Origin of the sequence: Pseudescherichia sp. (assembly GCF_031987975.1) — a bacterium.
Lineage (GTDB): Bacteria > Pseudomonadota > Gammaproteobacteria > Enterobacterales > Enterobacteriaceae > Pseudescherichia.
The window spans coordinates 213321-235764 of record NZ_DALZYX010000008.1 but is presented as its reverse complement, the minus strand read 5'-3'; the positions used below and the strand labels follow the sequence as shown (position 1 = coordinate 235764).

14 protein-coding genes are annotated in these 22444 nt (G+C 56.9%); 5 read left to right on the top strand and 9 right to left on the bottom strand.

Annotated features, from left to right (window positions below):
* Positions 1-104: 104 nt before the first annotated feature.
* The gene (locus tag RTN40_RS16035; RefSeq protein WP_312229335.1) at positions 105-1307 is read left to right on the top strand and encodes a nicotinamide mononucleotide deamidase-related protein YfaY; all 1203 of its coding nucleotides are present in this window, start codon (positions 105-107) and stop codon (positions 1305-1307) included.
* Here RTN40_RS16035 and glpC read toward each other — a convergent pair.
* The 3 genes from glpC to glpA are packed head-to-tail and all read right to left on the bottom strand — an operon-like array spanning position 1304 to position 5362.
* On the bottom strand, positions 1304-2497 hold the full coding sequence (gene glpC / locus RTN40_RS16030) for an anaerobic glycerol-3-phosphate dehydrogenase subunit GlpC (protein ID WP_312229334.1): 1194 nt from the start codon (positions 2495-2497) through the stop codon (positions 1304-1306). The two genes, RTN40_RS16035 and glpC, sit on opposite strands and share 4 nt — an antisense overlap.
* On the bottom strand, positions 2494-3747 hold the full coding sequence (gene glpB, locus RTN40_RS16025) for a glycerol-3-phosphate dehydrogenase subunit GlpB (RefSeq protein WP_312229333.1): 1254 nt from the start codon (positions 3745-3747) through the stop codon (positions 2494-2496). Before glpB ends, glpC begins: the two co-directional genes overlap by 4 nt.
* The gene (glpA, locus tag RTN40_RS16020) at positions 3737-5362 is read right to left on the bottom strand and encodes an anaerobic glycerol-3-phosphate dehydrogenase subunit A (RefSeq protein ID WP_312229332.1); all 1626 of its coding nucleotides are present in this window, start codon (positions 5360-5362) and stop codon (positions 3737-3739) included. The genes glpB and glpA overlap by 11 nt, the downstream gene beginning before the upstream one ends.
* A 256-nt stretch (positions 5363-5618) precedes the next feature.
* Between glpA and glpT the strand changes: the two genes are divergently transcribed.
* Both glpT and RTN40_RS16010 read left to right on the top strand, forming a co-directional pair.
* A complete protein-coding gene (gene glpT / locus RTN40_RS16015) occupies positions 5619-6968 on the top strand; it encodes a glycerol-3-phosphate transporter (protein ID WP_312229331.1) in 1350 nt (449 codons plus the stop codon).
* Between the two features lie 354 nt (positions 6969-7322).
* Positions 7323-7760 carry a helix-turn-helix domain-containing protein gene (locus tag RTN40_RS16010; RefSeq protein ID WP_312212260.1) on the top strand — a complete coding sequence of 146 codons (438 nt, stop codon included), beginning with the start codon at positions 7323-7325 and terminating at the stop codon, positions 7758-7760.
* 88 nt (positions 7761-7848) lie between these two features.
* Here RTN40_RS16010 and yfaE read toward each other — a convergent pair whose 3' ends face one another.
* From yfaE to ubiG, 4 genes are all read right to left on the bottom strand, one after another.
* On the bottom strand, positions 7849-8103 hold the full coding sequence (gene yfaE, locus RTN40_RS16005) for a class I ribonucleotide reductase maintenance protein YfaE (protein ID WP_312229330.1): 255 nt from the start codon (positions 8101-8103) through the stop codon (positions 7849-7851).
* Positions 8103-9233: a class Ia ribonucleoside-diphosphate reductase subunit beta gene (nrdB, locus tag RTN40_RS16000; protein WP_312229329.1), complete on the bottom strand. Its 1131-nt coding sequence runs from the start codon at positions 9231-9233 to the stop codon at positions 8103-8105. Before nrdB ends, yfaE begins: the two co-directional genes overlap by 1 nt.
* A gap of 63 nt (positions 9234-9296) precedes the next feature.
* On the bottom strand, positions 9297-11582 hold the full coding sequence (gene nrdA, locus RTN40_RS15995) for a class 1a ribonucleoside-diphosphate reductase subunit alpha (RefSeq protein ID WP_312229328.1): 2286 nt from the start codon (positions 11580-11582) through the stop codon (positions 9297-9299).
* A 348-nt stretch (positions 11583-11930) separates the two neighbouring features.
* Positions 11931-12659 carry a bifunctional 2-polyprenyl-6-hydroxyphenol methylase/3-demethylubiquinol 3-O-methyltransferase UbiG gene (gene ubiG / locus RTN40_RS15990; protein WP_103819026.1) on the bottom strand — a complete coding sequence of 243 codons (729 nt, stop codon included), beginning with the start codon at positions 12657-12659 and terminating at the stop codon, positions 11931-11933.
* Between the two features lie 157 nt (positions 12660-12816).
* Here ubiG and gyrA point away from each other — a divergent pair, with 157 nt between their 5' ends.
* On the top strand, positions 12817-15453 hold the full coding sequence (gyrA, locus tag RTN40_RS15985; RefSeq protein WP_312229327.1) for a DNA topoisomerase (ATP-hydrolyzing) subunit A: 2637 nt from the start codon (positions 12817-12819) through the stop codon (positions 15451-15453).
* A gap of 127 nt (positions 15454-15580) precedes the next feature.
* Positions 15581-18427, top strand: coding sequence for a two-component system sensor histidine kinase RcsC (gene rcsC, locus RTN40_RS15980; RefSeq protein WP_312229326.1), 2847 nt, complete (start codon positions 15581-15583; stop codon positions 18425-18427).
* A gap of 54 nt (positions 18428-18481) precedes the next feature.
* Here the strand turns inward: rcsC and rcsB are convergent, their stop codons facing one another.
* Complete coding sequence (rcsB, locus tag RTN40_RS15975) at positions 18482-19132, bottom strand: response regulator transcription factor RcsB (protein ID WP_103819029.1); 651 nt, start codon at positions 19130-19132, stop codon at positions 18482-18484.
* Between the two features lie 16 nt (positions 19133-19148).
* On the bottom strand, positions 19149-21815 hold the full coding sequence (gene rcsD, locus RTN40_RS15970) for a phosphotransferase RcsD (RefSeq protein WP_312229325.1): 2667 nt from the start codon (positions 21813-21815) through the stop codon (positions 19149-19151).
* Positions 21816-22444: the final 629 nt, after the last annotated feature.

Sequence of the window (22444 nt, the reverse complement as noted above, 5' to 3'; positions counted from 1 at the left end):
CGCGGCGATCTGCCGCGCCATTTCCCTCACGGGATCCTGCCGCTATTTGTTTCCTCATGCGTTATAGTACTCCGACAACAGGTAAGGGAGAGTACGGAGTAACGATGATAAACGTGGAAATGCTGTCTACCGGCGATGAAGTCCTGCACGGTCAGATTATTGATACCAACGCCGCCTGGCTTGCCGATCTGTTTTTCACCGAAGGGTTGCCGTTGACGCGCCGCAACACCGTGGGCGACAGCCTGAACGATCTGGTCGCCATCCTGCGCGAGCGCAGCGAACATGCTGATGTTCTCATCGTTAACGGCGGTCTCGGCCCGACCAGCGACGATCTTAGCGCGCTGGCGGCAGCGACTGCGGCAGGCGAAGAGCTGGTGCTGCATAAAGAGTGGCTCAGCCACATGGAGCGCTTCTTTACCGAACGCGGACGCGTAATGGCGCCCAGCAACCGTAAGCAGGCGGAGATCCCGGCCAGCGCGGAGCTGATTGATAACCCGGTCGGCACCGCATGCGGCTTTGCCGTTAAGCTTAACCGCTGCCTGATGTTCTTTACGCCAGGCGTGCCCTCTGAATTTAAGGTGATGGTGCAGCAGGAGATCCTGCCGCGTCTGCGGGCGCGTTTTAGCCTGCCGTCGCCGCCAGTCTGCCTGCGCCTGACCACCTTTGGCCGCTCTGAGAGCGATCTGGCCCAGAGTCTCGATCACCTCCAGCTGCCGGAAGGGGTGGTGATGGGCTATCGCTCGTCCATGCCGATTATTGAGCTGAAGCTGACCGGCCCGGCGGAGCAGCGCGAGGCGATGGAAGCGCTGTGGCCGGAGGTGCAGCGCGTCGCCGGGGAAAGTCTGATTTTTGAAGGAACCCAGGGGCTACCGGCCCTGCTGGCAGAGAAGATGCGTGAGCAGCAGCTCAGCCTGACCGTCAGCGAGCAGTTCACCAGCGGCCTGCTGGCGTTGCAGCTCTCCCGCGCTTCCGCCCCGCTGTTGGCGAGTGAGGTGCTGCCGTTCCAGGCCGACACGCTGGAGCAGACCGCACGCTGGGCAGTCGAGCTGCGTAACCGTCATCTGGCCGGGCTGGCGCTGACCGTTGGTGGAATGGATGAGGAGCAGCATATTAACTTTGCTCTTGCCACGCCGCAGGGCACCCATGCTCTGCGGGTTAAATTCACCACCGGACGCCACGGCGTGGCGGCGCGCCAGGAGGTGTGTGCCATGATGGCGCTGAACATGCTACGCCGCTGGCTCAGCGGTAAAGAGGTCGCCAGCGATCACGGCTGGGTAAACGTCGTCGATTCCCTGTTTGTTGGCTAATCCGCCAGGGCCTGCGCCAGCAGAGTAATGGGATGTTCACAGCGTTTGCTGGTGGACATCTCGATTTGCCATTTGCAGGTTTCGCAGTCGGTCACCACGATATCTGCGCCGCTCGCCTCAATCTGGCGAAACAGCGGCGCACCAATTGCCTGCGAGGTGGGATAGTTCTCCGCTTTGAAACCGTAGGTCCCGGCAATGCCGCAGCATTGGGAGTCCAGCACAATCACCTTCACCCCCGGAATTTTCCGCAGCAGCTCCAGGCTGTAGAGCGTCCAGCCCATCCTCTCCATATGGCAGGGCGTGTGGTAGGCCACCGTCAGCGGTAGCGTGCGCAGCGGCAGGGTACGTCCCTCATCCAGTCTGCGCCATAGCCAGCGCGTGGCGAGGTCAATATGCGGCCGCAGTTGATCGTTAGGCAGATCCAGCAGGTGCGGATACTCATCGCGCAGCGTGAAGGTGCAGGTTGAGGAGGTAGCAATCGTCGTCAGCCCGTCACCGATAATCGCCTGCTCAAGAGCGCGAAGGTTCACCGCCGCCTGCTTTTTGGCTTTATCATAGAAGCCGTTAGCCATCAGCGGGACGCCGCAGCAGCGCTCTTTATCCAGCAGCCGTACGCCGATCCCCAGCGCGTTGGCGACCTTCACCACATCTTTCCCTAACTGGGGCTGGTTGTAATTGACATAGCAGCCGTGGAAAAAGGCCACCTGCTCAGGGAATGCCGCCTGGCGCTCGGCCTGCCGCCGGTACCACTGACGAAAAGTGCCGCGGGCGTATTTAGGCAGCGTCCGGCGATGATCAATTTTAAGCACCTTGTCGAGCAGTTGGCGTACCGGTTTTAGCCCGGTCGTAGCGTTAACCAGCGGCGCGACCGGAGAGGAGAGCGTGCCGAGGAGATCGGTATGGCTGAGCAGGGTATTGCGCAGTGTGTTTTTAGGTGGCGCGTACTGCGCGCGTGCGCGCTGGATAATATCACCAATTTTGACCCCGGACGGACAGACGGTTTCACAGCGCTTGCAGTTGGTACAATAGCTCAGCGCCTCGTCAAACAGCGCCGGATCTTTAAGCCGCAGACGCTCTCCGTCCGGCCCGGCCTGTTTTGGCCCGCTGTAGGCCGGATTCACCTGGCTTACCGGACAGGCAGTGGTGCAGACGGTGCACTTTATACAGCTCTCGAATTGCGTCATGCTCATTGCAATTTCTCCCTGACGCAAATCTGCCGCGCCGCGTGTAACGCTGTCACGGCGCAGATCCCGCCGCCGCATCCCTGAGTAATGGCATCGAAACCGCCGAGCACCGAACCGGCAACATAGAGATTTTCAAGCCGCTCGCCGTTTTGCCAGCCACGCAGCGTACCGTCGGTATGTACGCCAGACTGCTGCCACGGTTGGGCAGCAAACAGATCGTCGCGACACCTATCGCCTCTCTCAGGCTGCTGAACCTCTAACCCCAGCACCGCTTCGCGAATGCCCTGGCGTTCGGCAACCAGACCGTTGCTAAAAAAGCTGCCGCTGGCCAGCACCACATGCCGCGGACGCAGGGGAATATCCTCATGCTTGCGCGTCCATAGCGCGCTGACCCGGCCTGCGCTGATGGTAGCGTTCACCACCTCGTCACCGGCCAGCCAGACGCCACCGTTTTTAATAAACTGCCGCTGGAGCAGCGTGTGCATCCGCATGCCGAGCACCGAGGGCGGTAAGGTGGGCAGGAGCTGCACTTTGCAGTGTAGAACCTCATTGAGGCGGGTCCAGACGCAGCTATCCGCCAGGCCAAAGCAGGCGGGTAGCCAAAGCACATCATGCTCCCGGCTTAAAGACCGGAGCGCGTCACAGAGCGGAGCAAACTGTGCCTCGTCGTCCAACACCCGGGCGATAGTGACGGCGCGAAACTCGCTCGGGTTGTCACGCAGAATATCGAGGGCAGGGAGAGTCATTTCGTGGGCGGTAGCGGTGACTCCCAGCCTGCGCAGCCCGGCGGCGGCAAGCGCGGGCTGAAAGTCGAGAAAACCTTCAATGCCGACGATGCCAACGTGCATGCCCGGCGATGGCGCAGCCGGCACCTCCTGCGGGCTAAGCCATGCCTGGCGAAGCCCGCCCAGCGGCGTTACGCGCAAGTGGGGCGTCTCTACGCGGCCCTGCATCACCAGGCCACAGTTGGCCAGCAGGCGCTGGGCTTCCTGTGCATACTCAATTACCCGCTCAGGTCCCAGCAGCGCGTAGGGGTGCATCGGGGCAAGGTCAGCCAGCCTCGCCAGCCCGGCGTTAAGATCCGTCACCTTCTCGCCGTTGGGCAGGTGGGAGAGCAGATCCAGCGAGCCAGAGGAGAAGCTGAGCGCGCTCCGTCCCCGGCTGACGATGGCGACGCGCTGGCCGCGACCTGCCAGCGTTATGCCGCACAGCAGGCCAGCCAGCCCGCCGCCGATGATCACCGTATCAAAGTTCATCTAAATCTCCCTTTTCCAGCCCGCACAGCCCCATGTAGACCCAGCGGGTAAACTCGCTTTCCCGCAGCGCATCCCCCCATGCGACGGGCTGGATCCCTTTCCAGCGCTCGTTAAGAAACTGCGAAAGCTGGCTTAGGGTCTGCGCCTCGCTGGTGACGTTGAGGCGGTTGAGCAGTCCCGCCGCCCGGCAGGCGCATAGCTCGCCCTGACAGGTGCCCATACCGACACGGGTCCGGCGGCGCAAATCGAGCAGGGAGCGCACGTTGAGATGTTCAACCGCATACTGTACCTCTCCGGCGGTAACGGCCTCGCATTCGCACACCAGGCTGCGGCTGTGGCGGCTATCTTCAGGCCAGGCAGAGATACGGTCGCCATGGCGATAGAGGGCCGAGCCGCGCAGCGGAGCGGGGAGCGAGAGGGTCTTCCGTGCTGCATTGATAGATTTCCGTGAGCCGGGGAGCGGATCGCGGGCGGTCGTGCAGGGGGCGTTATGATTGAGCTTGCGGCACACGGCGTCGGTAGCCCACTCCGCCATCAGGCGATAGGTCATCAGCTTCCCGCCGGTAATGGTGATAAACCCCTCCAGCCCGTCACGCTGGGCATGATCGAGCAGCACGATGCCGCGGCTGACGCTGCGCCCGGTCGGGTCATCATCGCTTGCCACCAGCGGGCGTACCCCGGCATAGGCGCGCAGAATGCGAGTTCTGCTCATAATGGGGACCAGCTTCTCACCCTCGCGCAGCAGCGTATCGACCTCTTCAGCGGTGACCCGGTTGGCATCGATTTCGCTATAGTCAACGCGGGTGGAGGTGGTGCCAATTAAGGAGATGGTATCGCCGGGCACCAGGATATCGGCATCGGCAGGCTTCCGGCAGCGGTTGATCACGTGGTGATTAATACGGTGATCGAGGATCAGTAGCGATCCTTTGGCCGGAAGCATCCGAATAGAGAGATCGGCATACTCCGCAATGCGCTGCCCCCAGATGCCTGCCGCATTGACGACTATGCTGGCATACCGTTCGCTGTGCTCACGATAGTGCGTATTGAAGAGCCGCACCCCGCACACGCTATCCCCGCGACGAATCAGTCCGGTGACCTCATGGCCCGTCAGGATGCGTGCCCCATGCTCCCGGGCATCCAGCATATTGGCCGCCGTCAGGCGAAAGGGATCGACGGTGCCATCCGGGACTTTAACCGCGCCAATGAGTGCCGGGTTGACGGCAGGCTCCAGCCGACGAACGAGAAGGGGATCGATGGCCTCGGCATCAATGCCTGCCGAGGTGCAGGCGGTAATAAAGGTTTGCTGGAACGCAAGATCGTCTTCAGGAAGGGTAATGAACAGCCCGTCGGTAGGTTCAACACAGTGGCGGGCGATGCGCTTGAGGATCTGGTTTTCCGCAATACACTCGCGGGCGGATTCGTTATCGGTAACCGCATAACGTGCGCCGCTGTGCAGCAGGCCGTGATTACGTCCGGTGGCACCGGTAGCAATATCATGGCGCTCGACCAGCACAACGTTTAGCCCACGCAGGGCGCAGTCGCGTGCTATGCCCGCCCCGGTCGCGCCGCCGCCAATGATTATCACATCGCTATGGTGAGGATCGTGAATGGTCACTCTTTGCCCTCATGTTCGTTTTTTTATCATTTAGCCATGTTGAAACGGCTTTTTGTTTGATTTCGAACACTACCGAGCGTAATTCGAAAATAAATTTGTGGGTTAATGTGCTTTTTTGCGCATTCTGTCATATTTCTGTAACAATCTGTGCGTGGATTCACAGTAACAATTACCGATATTCCTTAACATCGCCGCCTCGCTGGAGTGGTGAGGCACTTAAACCCCTACAAATTTAATACTTAGCCACGGAGGCTACATGCTCAGTATCTTTAAACCAGCGCCACATCAGGCGCGCCTGGGAAAGGCAGAAATTGATCCGCTGTACCGTCGTTTGCGCTGGCAAATCTTCATCGGCATCTTCTTTGGTTACGCGGCGTACTACCTGGTACGTAAAAACTTTGCTCTCGCCATGCCTTATCTGGTGGAGCAGGGGTTTTCGCGCGGCGACCTTGGATTTGCGCTATCGGGCATCTCCATTGCCTATGGCTTCTCCAAGTTCATCATGGGCTCGGTATCCGATCGCTCTAACCCGCGCGTTTTCCTGCCTGCCGGCCTGATTCTGGCGGCAGCGGTGATGCTGTTTATGGGCTTCGTGCCCTGGGCGACGTCAAGCATTGCCGTTATGTTTGTGCTGCTCTTCCTGTGCGGCTGGTTCCAGGGGATGGGATGGCCGCCGTGCGGACGTACCATGGTTCACTGGTGGTCGCAGAAAGAGCGCGGCGGTATTGTCTCGGTGTGGAACTGTGCGCATAACGTTGGCGGCGGTATTCCGCCCCTGCTGTTCCTGCTGGGGATGGCGTGGTTCAACGACTGGAAAGCGGCGCTCTATATGCCGGCGTTTGGTGCAATTGTCGTGGCGATGATTGCCTTTGCGCTGATGCGTGATACGCCGCAGTCCCAGGGTCTGCCGCCTATTGAAGAGTACAAAAATGACTATCCGGATGACTACAGCGAAGACCACGAAGAGGAGCTGACCGCCAAACAGATCTTCATGAAGTATGTCCTGCCCAACAAGCTGCTGTGGTACATCGCAGTGGCAAACGTCTTCGTCTATTTGCTGCGTTACGGCATCCTCGACTGGTCGCCAACCTACCTGCGGGAGGTGAAGCACTTTGCGCTGGATAAATCCTCCTGGGCCTACTTCCTCTATGAATATGCGGGGATCCCTGGCACACTGCTGTGCGGCTGGATGTCGGATAAGGTGTTTAAAGGTAACCGTGGCGCGACGGGCGTCTTCTTTATGACGCTGGTGACTATCGCTACCGTGGTGTACTGGCTCAACCCGGCGGGCAACCCTGGCGTGGATATGGCCTGCATGATTGTTATCGGCTTCCTTATTTACGGTCCTGTGATGCTAATCGGCCTGCATGCGCTGGAGCTGGCACCGAAAAAAGCGGCCGGGACGGCGGCAGGCTTTACCGGTCTGTTTGGTTACCTGGGCGGTTCGGTCGCGGCGAGTGCTATTGTAGGTTATACCGTTGACTACTTCGGCTGGGACGGTGGCTTCATGGTGATGATTGGCGGCAGCGTGCTGGCGGTATTACTGCTCACAGTGGTGATGTTCGGTGAAAAACGTCACCATGCGCAAGTACTGGCGCGTCGCTAATAAGCGCTAAAATAGAAAAGGGCCGCAAGGCCCTTTTTTTATGCCTGAGAAAAAGGTAAGGTTCGCACAGCATTTACTTCTTACAAACCATGTAAAATCAATAGATTATGTTGATGATCCGCGCAGCGATCCTGGATGACCCAGTGCGACTCTCTGTTTACCTTTTTTCACTATTTAACGCTAAATATTGCTGTTAACGTCGAATAATAATTTATTTACATGTACGGTGGCGTGAAAAAATAAGCGCCGGGCTGTATGTTGCAAGTATTCACTATCGCCATATAATCATTCTTATTATCAGTGCGGCTTATGAAATAAGGATCGAACGGCACTCTACGGACAGTTTTAAGAGATATGAGTAAAGATACGATGGGATATCGGCTATACGGTTACGTAATAGGCAAAGAAATTCACTTCGAAATTGAAAACCGAAGGCTCTATCGCCTGCCGCAGGGACGTGCCGATAAATCATTTATCTTTGGCTCGGTATTATTTAACCATACGATGCTGCATCTTTTTGTTTATCTATTACAGCATGGCCGCCATACGACGGTGCCGCGCGAAGAGCTGCTGCGCGTGGTGTGGGAAGAGAACGATCTGGTGCCGTCGAGCCAGCGCCTGTGGCAGGTATTAAAAAATCTTAACCGACGCCTTAGCCTGCTGGGATTACCGGATGATTTTATCGTCAACGTCAGGGGAAGCGGCTATATCATTAACTACGTTGATATTACGCCAATCTATTACAGGGTCAGTGAACTCCAGCGCAGCCCTGAGAAAATAACGGAGAGTTAGCTATTCCGGCGTGAGTGATGTCAACCCGGAAATTTATCCCTGAACATATATATGTGCTCAGGGATTTTTTATATTTGTCGGCCAGTCATTACAGGTCGAGTTCGATATCGCCCATCGCCCGACAGCAGCAGGGGAGGATCTCCCCCGCCTGGATAAAGGCCAGCGGCTCGGTAAGCCACTCAACCTGGCCGGCAATCAGACGGGTGCGGCAGGAGCCGCAGTAGCCCTCCCGGCACTGGTACTCGACGTTGATCTTGTGGAACTCCAGCGCCGCCAGCAGCGACGGATGTTCATCCTGGCACAGCAGCTGTGCGCCAGTGATGCGCAGCGTCACCGCTCCCATCAGAGCTGGAAGTCGCTGAGATCGTCGGTGTTCACTTCCGAATCGATCTGGCCAACCAGATAGGAGCTAACTTCAACTTCCTGCGGTGCAACCTGCACGTTGTCAGAGACCAGCCAGGTGTTGATCCACGGGATCGGGTTGGAGCGGGTTTTAAACGGCAGATCCAGACCCACCGCCTGCATGCGGATATTGGTGATGTACTCCACGTACTGACAGAGAATATCTTTGTTCAGGCCGATCATGGAGCCGCCCTGGAAGAGATACTCTGCCCACTCTTTCTCCTGCTGGGCTGCCTGCACGAAGAGATCGTAAGATTCCTGCTTGCACTCTTCGGCGATCTCCGCCATCTCCGGATCGTCCACGCCGCTGCGCAGCAGGTTCAGCATATGCTGGGTGCCGGTCAGGTGCAGCGCTTCGTCACGGGCGATCAGACGGATGATCTTGGCGTTGCCTTCCATCAGCTCGCGCTCGGCAAAGGCGAAGGAGCAGGCAAAGCTGACGTAGAAACGGATCGCTTCCAGCGCGTTAACGCTCATCAGGCAGAGGTAGAGCTTCTTCTTCAGCTCGCGCAGGTTCACGGTCACGGTCTGGCCGTTGACGGTATGCGTCCCTTCGCCCAGCAGGTGCCAGTAGCTGGTCAGCTGGATCAGATCGTCATAGAAGTGGGAGATACCCTCTGCACGCTTGAGGATCTGCTCGTTGGTGACGATATCATCGAAGACAATCGCCGGATCGTTAACGATGTTACGGATAATATGAGTGTAGGAGCGCGAGTGGATGGTCTCGGAAAACGCCCAGGTTTCAACCCACGTCTCCAGCTCAGGGATAGAGATCAGCGGCAGCAGGGCTACGTTCGGGCTGCGGCCCTGAATAGAGTCCAGCAGCGTCTGATATTTCAGGTTGCTGAGGAAGATGTGTTTTTCATGCTCCGGCAGCGCCTGAAAGTCGATGCGGTCGCGCGAGACGTCAACCTCTTCCGGACGCCAGAAGAAGGAGAGCTGTTTCTCAATCAGCTTTTCAAAGATGTCATATTTTTGCTGATCGTAACGGGCGACGTTGACCGACTGGCCGAAAAACATCGGCTCTTTCAGCTGATCGTTCTTCGTCTGTGAAAAGGTGGTGTATGCCATGCGAGTGTTTCCTGTCCTGCCATTATACGCCGGGTTAGCGAAGCGCCACCCGGCTAAATGATATCAAATCTTACATGCGCCGCTTTCGCAGCCGTCGTCCTGAATAGAAGGCACCAGGTCATCCTGCGCATCTTCCGCACCGTCACGGGTGTTCTGATAGTACAGGGTCTTAACGCCAAACTTATAGGCGGTGAGCAGATCCTTCAGCAGCTGCTGCATCGGCACTTTGCCAGACGGGAAGCGGGACGGATCGTAGTTGGTATTGGCAGAGATCGACTGGTCGATAAACTTCTGCATGATACCCACCAGCTGGAGGTAACCGTCGTTATTCGGCATCTCCCACAGCAGCTCATAGTTGTTTTTCAGGTGCTCATAGTCCGGCACGACCTGGCGCAGGATGCCGTCTTTTGACGCTTTAATGCTCACGTGGCCGCGCGGCGGCTCGATGCCGTTGGTGGCGTTAGAGATCTGCGACGAGGTCTCGGACGGCATCAGGGCGGAGAGCGTGGAGTTACGCAGGCCATGGGTCTTGATAGACTGACGCAGCGCTTCCCAGTTGTAGTGCAGCGGCTCGTCGGTAATGCCATCGAGATCCTTTTTATAGGTATCAATCGGCAGGATACCTTGTGCATAGGTGGTCTCGTTGAACCACGGGCACGCGCCTTGCTCTTTTGCCAGCTCGTTAGAGGCCTTCAGCAGGAAGTACTGAATGGCTTCGAAGGTCTGGTGGGTCAGGTTGTTGGCGCTGCCGTCGGAGTAGCGCTTGCCATTTTTCGCCAGCCAGTAGGCAAAGTTGATCACGCCAATACCCAGCGTGCGGCGGCCCATTGCCCCGCGTTTAGCGGCCGGGATCGGGTAGTCCTGATAGTCCAGCAGCGCATCCAGGGCGCGTACCGCCAGCACGGCCAGCTCTTCCAGCTCGTCCAGGCTGCTGATTGCGCCAAGGTTAAACGCCGACAGCGTACAGAGCGCGATCTCGCCGTTTTCGTCGTTGACGTCCATCAGCGGTTTGGTCGGCAGGGCGATCTCCAGGCACAGGTTAGACTGGCGCACCGGGGCAACCGCCGGATCGAACGGGCTATGGGTGTTACAGTGGTCAACGTTCTGGATGTAGATACGACCGGTAGAGGCACGCTCCTGCATCATCAGTGAGAAGAGTTCAACCGCCTTCACGCGCTGTTTACGGATGCTCTCGTCCTGCTCGTACTGCACGTACAGGCGCTCAAACTCATCCTGATCGGCAAAGAAGGCGTCGTACAGGCCTGGAACGTCTGACGGGCTGAAGAGGGTGATATCCTGGCCCTTCAGCAGACGGGTGTACATCAGCTTGTTGATCTGTACGCCGTAGTCCATGTGACGAACGCGGTTGCCTTCGACGCCACGGTTGTTTTTCAGCACCAGCAGGCTCTCAACTTCCAGATGCCACATCGGGTAGAAGAGGGTCGCCGCACCGCCGCGTACGCCGCCCTGGGAGCAGGACTTCACCGCAGTCTGGAAGTGCTTGTAGAACGGAATACAGCCGGTGTGGAACGCTTCACCGCCGCGGATCGGGCTACCGAGCGCGCGAATGCGGCCCGCGTTGATGCCGATACCGGCGCGCTGGGAGACATACTTCACAATCGCGCTGGAGGTGGCGTTGATGGAGTCCAGGCTGTCACCGCACTCGATCAGTACGCAGGAGCTGAACTGGCGGGTCGGGGTACGCACGCCGGACATGATCGGCGTCGGCAGCGAGATTTTAAAGGTGGAGACCGCGTCATAGAAACGCTTCACGTAGTCCAGACGGGTGTCGCGCGGATAGTTAGAGAACAGGCACGCAGCAACCAGAATGTAGAGGAACTGGGCGCTCTCGTAGATTTCGCCGGTGACGCGGTTCTGGACCAGGTATTTACCTTCCAGCTGCTTCACTGCCGCATAGGAGAAGGTCAGATCGCGGTCATGCTGGATGAAACCATCCATCTGCTGGAACTCTTCTTCCGTGTAGTCTTCCAGCAGATGATTATCGTATTTGCCCAGCTCGATCATCTTGCGCACGTGGTCGATCAGCACCGGCGGCTCAAACTGGCCGTAGGCTTTTTTACGCAGGTGGAAGATAGCAAGGCGGGCGGCCAGATACTGATAATCCGGCGCGTCGCGGGAGATGAGATCCGCCGCGGCTTTGATAATGGTTTCGTGGATGTCGGACGTTTTAATGCCGTCGTAGAACTGAATGTGGGAGCGCAGTTCAACCTGAGAGATCGATACGTTATTCAGCCCTTCTGCCGCCCAATCCAGCACCCGGTGGATTTTATCCAGATTGATGCGTTCAGTACGACCATCACGCTTCGTCACCAGCAGACTCTGATTCATGTACCTGTCCTTAAGAAAAAAGTATCCCCCGCTTATCCACAGTTCGGCGCTGTGGTTAAACCTGTGGATAAATACTATATATAGGGGGTGTTTAATGAAAACGTCACAATATGGTGAGTATTTTAGTCTGGATTCTTTTCAGTACAAGAGTTGATTTTGAGGTTAAATTGCGGTTGCGGAAAGGTAATAATCGCTAAGTCCGCGAACGATAAGGGCTACAGGAAAGTCAACGCATGCGAAAAAAAAAACTGAATGTGATCGAACGCTGAAATCTTCATCGGGGAAGTGGCAAAAGCCCATTACGCAGCCTATGACACTGCGTAATGGTCATCACATTTTCGGATAACGTTAGCTGTTTTTTGCCTGAGTGTGGAGCATGTAGTTTACGTCAACGCCGGGGGCCAGCTTGAAGCGATCGGTAAGCGGATTATAGTGCAGGCCGATCATGTGCCGCTCCTGTAGCGGGGTAGGATCGATCCAGCCGATCAGCTCGGCGGGCTTAATAAACTTCTTCACGTCATGGGTGCCTTTCGGCACCATGCGCAGCACGTACTCCGCGCCGACAATCGCCAGCAGCCAGGCTTTACCGCTGCGGTTAAGCGTCGAGAAGAAGACGTGGCCACCGGGCTTAACGAGGCGGGCGCAGGCATGGACCACCGACTGCGGATCCGGTACGTGCTCCAGCATCTCCATGCAGGTCACCACGTCATACTGTCCCGCCTGCTTTGCCGCATGCTCCTCAACCGTCTCCTGGACGTAGTCAACATGAATGCCGGATTCGAGGGCGTGCAGGCGGGCAACCTGCAGCGGCTCAAAGCCCATATCCAGGCCGCTGACGTTCGCCCCTTCCCGGGCCATGCTCTCGGCCAGAATGCCGCCGCCGCAGCCAACGTCCAGCACTTTTTTGCCGAACAGGCCGCCGACGCGCTCGGCAATATAGCCCAGGCGCAGGGGGTTGATACGATGCAGCGGCTTAAACTCACCTTCGGTATCCCACCAGCGTGACGCCACGGCTTCAAATTTGGCGATCTCTTCATAGTCAACGTTTTGAGCCACCGGCGGTTTTTCAGCATTCATTGGCGCTTTTACTCCTTAATCAATCAGTGCATTGAGTATATCAGGAGAGAAGCATCAATAAAGCACCGGAGGGGGTGTTTCCTTTACCGGAATGACGTCGGCTGTGTTATAATTTGCGACCTTTGAATCCGGGATACAGTAGAGGGATAGCGGTTAGATGAGCGACCTTGCGAGAGAAATTACACCGGTTAACATCGAGGAAGAGCTGAAGAGCTCCTATCTGGACTATGCGATGTCGGTCATTGTTGGCCGTGCGCTGCCAGACGTCCGCGATGGCCTGAAACCGGTACACCGTCGCGTACTTTACGCCATGAACGTATTGGGCAACGACTGGAATAAAGCCTACAAAAAATCTGCCCGTGTCGTTGGTGACGTAATCGGTAAATATCATCCCCATGGTGACACGGCGGTGTATGACACCATCGTCCGTATGGCGCAGCCGTTTTCGCTGCGTTACATGCTGGTCGATGGTCAGGGTAACTTCGGCTCGGTAGACGGCGACTCCGCCGCGGCGATGCGTTATACGGAAATCCGTATGTCGAAAATTGCCCACGAGCTGATGGCCGATCTGGAAAAAGAGACGGTCGATTTCGTTGATAACTACGACGGTACCGAAAGAATTCCGGACGTCATGCCAACCAAAATCCCGAACCTGCTGGTTAACGGCGCGTCCGGTATCGCAGTCGGTATGGCCACCAACATTCCGCCACACAACCTGACGGAAGTGATCAACGGCTGCCTGGCCTACATCGATGATGAAAACATCAGCGTTGAAGGGCTGATGGAGCACATTCCGGGGCCGGACTTCCCGACGGCGGCGATCATCAACGGTCGTCGCGGTATCGAAGAGGCCTATCGCACCGGCCGCGGCAAGATCTACATTCGCGCGCGCGCGGAAGTCGAAGCCGATGCGAAAACCGGGCGTGAAACCATCATCGTGCACGAAATCCCGTATCAGGTGAACAAAGCGCGCCTGATCGAGAAGATTGCCGAGCTGGTGAAAGACAAGCGCGTCGAGGGCATCAGCGCCCTGCGCGACGAGTCCGATAAAGACGGTATGCGCATCGTGATTGAGATTAAACGCGATGCGGTGGGTGAGGTGGTGCTGAACAACCTCTACTCCCAGACGCAGCTGCAGGTCTCCTTCGGCATCAACATGGTTGCGCTGCACCACGGCCAGCCGAAGATCATGAACCTGAAAGATATTCTTTCCGCGTTCGTGCGTCACCGCCGTGAAGTGGTGACCCGCCGTACCATTTTTGAACTGCGTAAAGCTCGCGACCGTGCGCACATCCTCGAAGCGCTGGCGGTTGCGCTGGCCAACATCGATCCGATCATCGAGCTGATCCGCCGTGCGCCGACCCCGGCCGAAGCGAAAGCAGGGCTGGTAGCGCAGGCGTGGGATCTGGGCAACGTGGCGGCCATGCTGGCAGGCGCCGGCGATGACGCCGCACGTCCGGAGTGGCTGGAGCCGGAGTTCGGTGTACGCGACGGTAAGTACTACCTGACCGAGCAGCAGGCCCAGGCGATCCTTGACCTGCGTCTGCAGAAGCTGACCGGCCTCGAGCACGAGAAGCTGCTTGACGAGTACAAAGAGCTGCTGGCGCAGATCGCTGAGCTGCTGCACATTCTCGGCAGCGCCGATCGCCTGATGGAGGTGATCCGCGAGGAGCTGGAGCTGGTTCGCGATCAGTTTGGCGACGCACGCCGCACCGAGATCACGGCCAACAGCGCCGATATCAATATCGAAGATCTGATCAGCCAGGAAGACGTGGTGGTCACGCTGTCGCATCAGGGCTACGTTAAGTATCAGCCGCTGACCGACTACGAGGCCCAGCGCCGCGGTGGTAAAGGCAAGTCTGCCGCCCGTATTAAGGAAGAGGACTTTATCGACCGTCTGCTGGTGGCCAACACCCACGACACGATCCTCTGCTTCTCCAGCCGGGGCCGTCTCTACTGGATGAAGGTTTACCAGCTGCCGGAAGCGAGCCGTGGCGCGCGCGGTCGTCCGATCGTCAACCTGCTGCCGCTGGAAGCCAACGAGCGTATCACCGCTATTCTGCCGGTGCGCGAGTATGAAGAGGGCGTCAACGTCTTTATGGCGACCGCCAGCGGTACGGTGAAGAAAACGGCGCTGACCGAGTTCAGCCGTCCGCGCTCGGCCGGGATCATCGCGGTGAACCTGAACGAAGGCGACGAGCTGATTGGCGTTGACCTGACCTCCGGCGACGACGAAGTGATGCTCTTCTCCGCAGCCGGTAAAGTGGTGCGCTTCAAGGATAATGCGGTGCGTGCGATGGGCCGTACGGCTACCGGCGTGCGCGGTATCAAGCTGGCCGGCGAAGATAAGGTCGTCTCTCTGATCATTCCACGCGGCGAAGGCGCTATCCTGACCGTGACCCAGAACGGCTACGGTAAACGCACGGCGCAGGAAGAGTACCCTACCAAGTCGCGTGGTACCCAGGGCGTTATCTCTATCAAGGTCACCGAGCGTAACGGCTCCGTTGTTGGCGCGGTACAGGTTGACGACTGCGATCAGATCATGATGATCACCGATGCCGGTACCCTCGTGCGTACCCGCGTCTCGGAGATCAGCGTGGTTGGGCGTAACACTCAGGGCGTGATCCTCATCCGCACGGCGGAAGATGAGAACGTAGTGGGTCTGCAGCGCGTGGCCGAGCCGGTAGATGACGAAGAGCTGGACGCTATCGACGGCACGGTTGCCGAGGGCGATGACGATATCGCCCCGGAAGCGGAAGCCGATGATGATGCAGCGGACGACGGCGAAGAGTAATTCGGCGTAATAAGTCAGAGCATTGATGAAAGGGCCGGTAATCCGGCCCTTTTTCTTTGCGGTCTGCCCGTTTTACCGCTACCTTATCGACATCCTTTTGTGACCCTGACGGCGGAGCATCGCCACGTTGAAATACCTCGTCTCTTTTCGTACCACTCTCAAAGTTTCACGCTATCTGTTCCGGGCGCTGGCGCTGCTGCTCTGGCTGCTGATTGTCCTCTGTTCGGTGTTCTACATCGTTAACGCCCTGCACCAGAAAGAGTCTGAGATCCGCAAGGAGTTTAACCTCAGCTCCGATCAGGCCCAGCGCTACATTCAGCGCACCTCGGACGTGATGAAAGAGCTTAAATACATCGCGGAGAATCGCCTGACGGCGGAAAACGGCATCATGGCTTCCCGGACCCAGAATGCGCAAAACGACGTCCCCGATTTTCAGCCGCTGTTCCCGGACTCCGACTGCTCGGCAATGGGTAACGCATGGCGCGGCTCACTGGAGTCGCTAGCATGGTTTATGCGCTACTGGCGAGACAACTTCTCTGCCGCCTACGATCTCAACCGGGTATTCTTAATCGGTAGTGAAAATCTCTGTATGGCTGACTTCGGCCTGCGCGATGTGCCGTTAGAGCGCGAGAGCGCCCTGAAAAACCTGCACGAGCGCATTCTGAAATACCGCAACGCACCGCAGGAAGAGCGCGGCAACAACATCTTCTGGATAAGCCAGGGCGCACGTCCCGGCATCGGCTACTTCTATGCCCTGACGCCGGTCTACCTGGCCAACCGCCTGCAGGCGCTGCTGGGCGTTGAGCAGTCTATCCGCATGGATAACTTCTTTACGCCGGGTACGCTGCCGATAAGCGTGACCATTCTTGATGAGAACGGCCATGCGCTGATCTCCCTGACCGGGCCGGATAATCGCCCAGAGATCGATCCACGCTGGATGCAGGAGCGCTCCTGGTTTGGCTACACCTCCGGCTTCCGCGATCTGGTGTTGAAGAAGAGCCTGCAGCCCTCATCTCTGAGCGTGGTCTACTCGGTGCCGGTGGATCTGGTGCTGGAGCATATCCGCATGCTGATCCTCAACGCGGTGCTGCTGAACGTGCTGGTAGGGATCGCGCTCTTTACCCTGGCGCGGATGTATGAGCGGCGCATCTTTATTCCGGCGGAGGTGGATGCCCAGCGTCTGGAAGAGCATGAGCAGTTTAACCGCAAGATTGTTGCCTCTGCGCCGGTGGGGATCTGTATTTTACGCACCCTGGATGGCACCAATATTCTGAGTAACGAGCTGGCGCATAACTACCTTAATATGCTGACCCACGAGGATCGGCAGCGGCTGACGCAGATTATCTGTGGTCAGCAGGTCAACTTTGTCGATGTGCTGACCAGCAATAACACCAATCTGCAAATCAGCTTTGTTCACTCGCGCTATCGCAATGAGAACGTGGCCATCTGCGTGCTGGTGGATGTCTCCGCCCGCGTCAAAATGGAGGAGTCGCTGCAGGATATGGCCCAGGCGGCGGAGCAGGCAAGCCAGTCGAAATCGATGTTCCTGGCGACCGTTAGCCATGAGCTGCGCACGCCGCTCTACGGTATTATCGGTAACCTCGATCTGCTGCAAACCAAGGCGCTGCCGAAAGGGGTGGATCGGCTGGTGACGGCGATGAACAACTCCTCCAGCCTGCTGCTGAAGATCATCAGCGATATTCTCGACTTCTCAAAAATTGAGTCCGAGCAGCTGAAGATCGAGCCGCGGGAGTTCTCCCCGCGCGAGGTGATGAACCATATCACCGCCAACTACCTGCCGCTGGTGGTGCGCAAGCAGCTCGGGCTGTACTGCTTTATCGAGCCAGACGTGCCGGTGATGATGCAGGGCGATCCGATGCGCCTTCAGCAGGTGATCTCCAACCTGCTGAGCAACGCCATCAAGTTTACCGACGTGGGCTGTATTGTGCTGCACGTGCAGCGGGCAGGGGAGTATCTCTCAATTCAGGTGCGCGATACCGGCGTCGGCATTCCAGCCAAAGAGGTAGTGCGTCTGTTCGATCCCTTCTTCCAGGTGGGTACCGGCGTGCAGCGCAACTTCCAGGGCACCGGACTGGGGCTGGCCATCTGCGAGAAGCTGATCAGCATGATGGACGGCGATATCTCCGTGGATACCGAGCCGGGGATGGGGAGCCAGTTTACCGTGCGCATCCCGCTCTACTGCGCCCAGTCACCGCAGGCGATCGATGTCGATGGCCTGGCGAATACCCGCTGTTGGCTGGCGATCCGCAACGCCTCGCTGTGCAGCTTCGTGGAGTCGCTGCTGGCGCGCAACGGCATTCGTACCGAGCGCTATGAAGGACAGATCCCGGATGCGGACGATATGCTGCTTACCGATGATGCCCTTGAGGAGCCTTGGCAGGGCAGAGCGGCGGTAATTTTCTGCCGTCGTCACATTGGCATTCCGCAGGAGCGCAAGCCTGGCGAATGGACACACAGCGTGGCGTCACCCCATGAGCTGCTGGCGCTGCTGGCGCGTATCTACAGCGTCAAGGTGGATACCAGCGAAACCGCGCCGGTGCTCTCCGCTGCTGAGACGCAGGATGCCCACAATGATGACATGATGATTCTGGTGGTGGACGATCACCCGATCAACCGACGGCTGCTTGCCGATCAGCTTGGCTCTCTCGGCTACCAGTGCAAAACCGCCAACGACGGTGTGGATGCCCTGAACGTGCTGAGCAAAAACCATATCGATATTATTCTGAGCGACGTTAACATGCCGAATATGGATGGCTATCGCCTGACGCAGCGCATTCGCCAGCTGGGCCTGACCCTGCCGGTGGTGGGCGTCACGGCTAACGCGCTGGCGGAAGAGAAGCAGCGCTGTCTGGAATCGGGCATGGACAGCTGTCTGTCGAAACCGGTTACGCTGGACGTGCTGCAGCAGACGTTAGCGACCTACGCGGAACGGGTGAGAAAGGCAAGGGGATAGGTGAGGTAGGCCGGGCAAGCGCAATGCGTTGCCCGGCTTAACGAGCAGACAGGATTAATCTTTGTCCGCTGGGCTTAAGGTTACGGAGGAGAGGTAGTTCAGCAGGGCGATGTCGTTATCCACACCCAGCTTCATCATCGCCGACTTCTTCTGGCTACTGATGGTTTTAATGCTGCGGTTCAGCTTCTTGGCGATCTCGGTCACGAGGAATCCTTCGGCGAACAGACGCAGCACTTCACTCTCTTTCGGTGACAGACGTTTGTCGCCGTAGCCGCCAGCGCTGATCTTCTCCAGCAGGCGAGAGACGCTCTCCGGGGTAAACTTCTTACCCTTTTGCAGCGAGGCCAGCGCCTTCGGCAGGTCGGTTGGCGCACCCTGTTTCAGGACAATCCCTTCGATATCCAGCTCCAGCACCGCGCTGAGGATAGCCGGGTTGTTGTTCATGGTCAGCACGATCACCGACAGGTTCGGGAAGTGGCGCTTGATGTATTTAATCAGGGTAATGCCGTCGCCATATTTATCACCGGGCATGGAGAGATCGGTGATCAGAACATGGGCATCCAGTTTTGGCAGGTTATTGATAAGCTGTGTTGAGTCTTCAAATTCGCCGACTACATTCACCCACTCGATCTGTTCAAGTGACTTGCGAATACCGAACAGTACAATCGGATGGTCATCGGCAATAATTACGTTCATATTGTTCATGTATAAGGCTACCTTGCTACAGCAAGCTTTTGACGTAGGCGTCAATGTCGCTGATGTATTTTTCTATGCCTGAAACATCCTTCTCACGAATTAAATGTTCCAGCGTTTCACATAACTGCTTGCCGGGAACCAAATTTAGCATGGCAAACACCCCTTTGAGGCGGTGCGCTGTCTGCGCCAGCGCCGCGAAATCGCTTACAGCCGCTTCAGTATACAACCTCTTAACATCGTCGGGTACTGTATCGACAAACAGCGCATAATAGCCGCTGGCATGCAGTTCGGCATTTTCATTTCCGCCCATCGGTGAGGGAGAGACCTCATCCTGCGCCAGCTGTTCTTCGATAAGTTGCAGTATCGCTTCCTGCATCGCATTACTGATATTAAAGTTCACGCGCAGCTGGCCTGGGCCAATTTTCCGCACGGCGGCCTCATCATCGCTTAAAAGCAAGCCCGAGGCTGTAAGATTAGACGGATTATCCGTTAAAAAGAGATCATACTCTTGACTAATTAACCTTTCATCCGGCGTGATGCAGCTTGCCCCCCAATTTTCCAGCTGGCGAACCACGATCTGGCGAATTTCGTTGGAGGTAATGTCGATCATCGCGACCACGTCATCCAGCAGCTTCTCGTCAGATTCAACTTCCTGTGCCTGGGCGGCCATCTTCACGTGCAGCGTATAGCGAGTGCCTAAGCTTTCGCGCGCTTTAATGTTCAGATGTCCACCAAGCTTCCGCGCCAGCTGATCGCACAGCCAGAAGGTGAGGGCGTTGGCCTTGCCAAAGCGATCGCTTTGGGTATCGTTGAGGAACGGGAAGTGCAGGTTATCTACCTCGCTGGCGGTAACCCCTTCGCCGGTATCAAGGATGCGGAAGGTCAGGCGATCCTCCGCCGACTCGTCGGTATCAACCTCCAGCGTAATTTTGCCAATCTGTGTGGTGGTCACCGCGTACTGGATCAGCATCAGCAGGATACGCCTCAGCGCCTCGCGATCGCCGTGCCGCTCTTCGTTGGCGGGCAGATTGTTATTGATCAGCAGCTGCAACCCTTTGCGCTTGATGGTCGGCAGCACCTCGGGCACGACTTCGTCAATCAGATCCTGGATGGAGAACTGGGTAAGCGTCCCCTTCCAGCTGTCGGTCTCCAGCATGTTCGCCAGCTGAATATCTTCAACCAGCTGCACCAGCATCTGGGCATGCTGTGCCAGGTGGCGGCTCTCTTCGCTATCGATTGTCGCGGCCTCACCGGCCAGCGTCTGGGCCGGCAGGCGTAGCGCCTCGCCAATATGCTGCATAAACGCCGAGCGACCCTGCTGGTTTTTCTCATACAGCCGTTGGGCCTGCTTGAGCTTTTTATTCACCAGCACCTCACGGTCCTGATCGCGAATAATGAAAATCTGCGTTCTCGGCACCACCTGGCTGCGGAACTGGCGGATCTCATACAGCTCGTTGTTCACCGTCGCCTGGATCACCCCCTGGTGCTGATCCGCCATGCTGGTGATGTTTTGCAGGTTGAGATGCGGCAGCAGATGGTCCGCGATCTTGTTACTGATGACCGTCCGGTTGGCCTCCTGATCGTGTACCAGCAGCCCCAGCGGCAGAACAGAGACAATCTCTTCGTTCAGCGCCCGCAGCAGGCGCAGCTCATTATTCGCCCCTGGCGTGGGCTGGCCGTCAAGCTGGCGGCCCGGCTGGTGGCGGAAGGTAGTAAAGCCAAACAGCGCCAGCGCCAGCAGGCCGATATTGAGCAGCAGCGGCAGGACGATATTTTGCAGCGTCTCCAGTAGTAGGGTACCGAAAGGTACCTGCCATACCAGGCGCATATCGGTAGAGTTCAGCGAGGCGGAGATCTCAATTTTTGCCCCGCTAAAGTTGACCGAGACGCTGTCAGCCGACTCCTTATCTGAAGCGCGGAGGGTCGTAGGTCCGTTATCCGGCTCAAGGCGGAAGCTGTCCATCGGCATGCCGGGAGGGATGAGATCGTTAATAGGCAGATCGAACGCCACCACCGTCGCCAGATGTCCCGGCTGGTTAAAGGTGGTGCGCAGGGTAAAGTAGTACCCGTTCTGCCAGCTTAAGCTGCGTAGCGGGGAGAAACTCTCTCGTTCGTCGAGGGCGTTAGCCTGCTGCAGCATCTCTGCCCGGCGTGAATCGACAATGCTGTCGATGCTCGACTCCTTGAAGCCCGACGAGAGATCCTTAAGCGGCAGGGTGGAGACCAGGATCATGCTGTTATCCTGGCCATTAAGATAGTACATCGACCAGGGAACGGTCTCTGCGCCCCATAGCGTGTCGAGGTAGGTAGAGATGCGCTGCGTCATCTCCAGCGTAGAGCTGTCGTGGGAGCCGAAGATCAGCGCTTCAGTTTTACGGCGCGGCTTCTCAAGGTAGTAGACGTCCTGCTTTAAACGCGTCTCCTGCAGGCCATCAGCAGGAGCGGCAGGGGCAGCGGCAATATTGTCATAGATCTGCCACGTCGCGTAGCGCCAGGTATCGATGCGCTTGTGCATCGCATGGGTGATATCAACGATTTGATAGCTCTTATCTTTCAGCCACGCATTGACGGCACTTTGCACCATGACGCCCAGGGTTACCAGCAGAACGATAATCAGTAGTAGGAAGAAACGGGTAATATTGCCTGGTATCAGGGAAAACTTGCCAGGGATCATGCTGTCGGATCGACTCATCAGTGTGTCATCAGGCTGGTAAAAGTTAGGCTACTGGGTGGCGTACAGCAGGCAGTATAAAGGGTAATGACTGAATTTCCAGACTCTCTTCACGCCTTATGAAGAACTTAACCCGTAAAACGGTATTCTGCGACAGCGAAGCGGTAAAATTGTACAGCACGCCCGTCACGGTATAAATAGTCACCGATATTGTCCGAGAAATAGCACGAAATAACAAGATATTGGCCATGGCTTCTGCTTGGGAAAATGTATTTACTTTCAGCCGCTATTAGTTAATAGTCGTTATCATTACGGGGTGGTAGCACAAAAATGGGCGGGCAACGTAAAGAAAGGTAAAAAAAAGCCGAATGCAGAGCATCCGGCGAGAATTGGGGTAAACGGACATTCAGAGTCGAATGACGGTAATAAATAAAAGTTAATGATGATAGCGAGGGTTATTTTAGTCGCCCGCATGCCATTTGTTTTGTCTTTCAGTGCTATGCTTTCAAAAACACTCAAGATTATGATTTATAATGAAAATTATTATTTTTTGATTATTGGTGCGTTATTTTTTATCCATTGATGCTGAAAAAAGTTCCCCAAAATTTACAAAATGAAACATCTATCAGTCTTTCTGAAACATATTAAAA

What these genes read in the sequence shown, in the direction of transcription:
- glpC (WP_312229334.1), bottom strand. Translation starts at nt 2,497, where the DNA reads ATGAGCATGACGCAATTCGAGAGCTGTATAAAGTGCACCGTCTGCACC.
- nrdB (WP_312229329.1), bottom strand. Translation starts at nt 9,233, where the DNA reads ATGGCATACACCACCTTTTCACAGACGAAGAACGATCAGCTGAAAGAG.
- RTN40_RS16010 (WP_312212260.1), top strand. Translation starts at nt 7,323, where the DNA reads ATGAGTAAAGATACGATGGGATATCGGCTATACGGTTACGTAATAGGC.
- RTN40_RS16035 (WP_312229335.1), top strand. Translation starts at nt 105, where the DNA reads ATGATAAACGTGGAAATGCTGTCTACCGGCGATGAAGTCCTGCACGGT.
- rcsB (WP_103819029.1), bottom strand. Translation starts at nt 19,132, where the DNA reads ATGAACAATATGAACGTAATTATTGCCGATGACCATCCGATTGTACTG.
- ubiG (WP_103819026.1), bottom strand. Translation starts at nt 12,659, where the DNA reads ATGAATGCTGAAAAACCGCCGGTGGCTCAAAACGTTGACTATGAAGAG.
- glpB (WP_312229333.1), bottom strand. Translation starts at nt 3,747, where the DNA reads ATGAACTTTGATACGGTGATCATCGGCGGCGGGCTGGCTGGCCTGCTG.
- yfaE (WP_312229330.1), bottom strand. Translation starts at nt 8,103, where the DNA reads ATGGGAGCGGTGACGCTGCGCATCACTGGCGCACAGCTGCTGTGCCAG.
- glpT (WP_312229331.1), top strand. Translation starts at nt 5,619, where the DNA reads ATGCTCAGTATCTTTAAACCAGCGCCACATCAGGCGCGCCTGGGAAAG.
- gyrA (WP_312229327.1), top strand. Translation starts at nt 12,817, where the DNA reads ATGAGCGACCTTGCGAGAGAAATTACACCGGTTAACATCGAGGAAGAG.
- rcsD (WP_312229325.1), bottom strand. Translation starts at nt 21,815, where the DNA reads ATGAGTCGATCCGACAGCATGATCCCTGGCAAGTTTTCCCTGATACCA.
- nrdA (WP_312229328.1), bottom strand. Translation starts at nt 11,582, where the DNA reads ATGAATCAGAGTCTGCTGGTGACGAAGCGTGATGGTCGTACTGAACGC.